The organism is Flexivirga sp., from assembly GCF_035551235.1.
GTDB lineage: Bacteria > Actinomycetota > Actinomycetes > Actinomycetales > Dermatophilaceae > Flexivirga.
On the sequence record NZ_DASZNO010000004.1, the window covers coordinates 1 to 2,037 of the forward strand.

At 68.1% G+C, this 2,037-nt stretch carries 4 protein-coding genes; all 4 read right to left on the reverse strand.

Features of this window, described 5'->3' with window-relative positions; all coding sequences use genetic code 11:
* Positions 1–584 (reverse strand): hypothetical protein (locus tag VG502_RS00305; RefSeq protein WP_325547624.1); only part of this gene is annotated, 584 nt, incomplete at its 3' end.
* Positions 581–880: a hypothetical protein gene (locus VG502_RS00310; RefSeq protein WP_325547626.1), complete on the reverse strand. Its 300-nt coding sequence runs from the start codon at positions 878–880 to the stop codon at positions 581–583. The genes VG502_RS00305 and VG502_RS00310, both read right to left, overlap by 4 nt.
* Positions 877–1,188: a YbaB/EbfC family nucleoid-associated protein gene (locus tag VG502_RS00315; protein WP_325547628.1), complete on the reverse strand. Its 312-nt coding sequence runs from the start codon at positions 1,186–1,188 to the stop codon at positions 877–879. Before VG502_RS00315 ends, VG502_RS00310 begins: the two co-directional genes overlap by 4 nt.
* Before the next feature lie 34 nt (positions 1,189–1,222).
* Positions 1,223–1,600, reverse strand: a complete 378-nt coding sequence (locus VG502_RS21800) for a YbaB/EbfC family nucleoid-associated protein (RefSeq protein WP_414655685.1) — start codon at positions 1,598–1,600, stop codon at positions 1,223–1,225.
* Positions 1,601–2,037 lie beyond the last annotated feature (437 nt).

The following is a 2,037-nucleotide window of genomic DNA, read 5'->3' on the forward strand; positions in this document are numbered from 1 at the left end:
AGGGAGCCGAGGAAGGCGCTGCAATCGTCCCAGAACGTCTTGAAGGCGGTGTTGATGTCTTCGGCGATGTCGCTGAGCTTGAACGGCGCGGTCGGCGGGACGAGCGTGGCGGTGAGGAAGTCGATCACGATCGAGCCGCCCGGCTTGGCCAGGTTCGACGCGCAGCGGGCGAGCGCGAGCAGCAGGTTTCGGTAGTTGTTGATGATGACGGTGGCGATGCGGGCGGTTTCGTCCATCAGCGCCTTGAGGGAGGTCTGGTTTTGGCTGAGGACGGTGATGGCGGCGGAGGTGTAGGTGGCGAACTGGTCGGCGGCGTCGCCGTGCCAGCGTGCCTGCAGGTCGAGTTTGGCCTCGTTGAGCAGCCCGACTGCCTCGGAGAAGGCGCTGTTCTGAGCGAATTTGTCGCCGATGACCAGAACTTTGCGGATGTCGCCGCCGATGAATTTCCGCAGGGTGTCCAGCAGGTGGAGGATGCCGTGGGCACCGATGAGCTCGGCGTACTGGCGGACCATGCCGTCGGCTTCTTCGGGGTAGTGCAGGTTCTCCAGGTCTGAGATGGTCTGCTGCAGATCGGGGTCGGTCATCGAAGGCCGCCCTTGGAGGCGGTGATGGAGCGGACCGCGGCGACGGCGCTGTTGAACTCCTGCACGGTGCCGCGGCCTCTGCGGCCGGGCATGAGGACGGTCAGGGTGCCGGGCAGCCCGAGATCGTATTCGCCGAGGACGGTGTCGGCCAGGTCGCGCTCGGCGAGGGCATGCAGCAGGGCCGCGGCGTCGGCGACTTTGGTAGCGGTGGCGCGCAGCGCTTCGGGGTAGACGTGGTAGCCCTTGCCTGGCCCGGGGTCGCTGGGGTTGACCGGAGTGACCGGGTCGAAGCTCATCGCAGGTGCTCCTTCGCGATCGCGTCGGCGACGGTGGCGGCGCGCTGGCGTGCGGCGTCGTGCTCGGCCTGGTGGATGCCGGCCAGCAGCTGGCGGGCAAGGCTGGCGGTGGTGTAGTTGCGGACCTCGTCGGGGTCGAGGTCGATCCGCTGCAGCTCGCCGGCGCCGGTCACGGTCACCGTGCCGAGATCCCCGGGCAAGCGGACCTCGACCGAGGAGGTGGCGGCTCGCTTGACTGTGGACTGGATGGTGGCGACGGCGTCGTTGATTTCGCGGGCGAGGTTGTAGAGCTCGTCGTCGGTGCTCACCAGCGCCCCCGATCAGTGTCGTCCTCGTCGTCGGTCAGGAAATCCAGCTCTTCGAAGTTCTCCTCCTCCGCGTCGCCGGTTCTCGACGGTGCCGGAGCCGGTGGGGCCGCGGGCCCGACGTTCGGCGGCGGCGCGGATGTTTGTCGTCGAGGACAGCGCGCATCTGCGGTGCGGCGACCGCGATGGCGGCGCGGCGAGCCGCGGTGACGGCTGCGACAGCCGCGGGGCCGATTTCTTGCGGGTGTGGTCCGTGGAGCGCGGCTTCGGTGATGGTGAGGTCCACGAGTTCGCCAGATCCGGTCACGACCGCAGTGACCACCCCATCGGGCGATTTCGCGGTGTGTCGGGCCGCGGCCAGCTGTGCGTCGAGCTCGGCTGCCTGCGCTCGTAACTTGGCGACGTTCAATGCCACGTTGGTCCTCCCCTGACCACGGTATTCGCCCTTCGCGGGGTCATCCTATGACGTTGGTCCAAGCCAATGCGGTTCCCTGGGGCGATCGAGGGTTCTCGGCATCACGTCGAGTAAACGCGTCGGCTTTGTCATGCCTTAAGGGCCCTCGGTAGGGGCGTGGGCGAAAGGCCTGGCAGAAACTGGTCGCGCGCTCACCCTCCGATGGTCAGTGCTCGCGGCACTGCTCAACCTCGCGGCTTGCGCAGTTCTGCCGATCCCCTCTCAGCACGGCGGCCGCGCAGCCGGGCGCCACGCTCGAACGCGGGAACGCCCTCGTGAGGCCAGGCCAGCTCAGCACGCTGCGGGATCCCGCTGGCGACGCCTCCTCCGCCTCCGCAGTGTGGATGAGTTCAGCCTCCGGTTTCGGTGCGGAGGGGTCGGCAGGCCAACGCGCAACC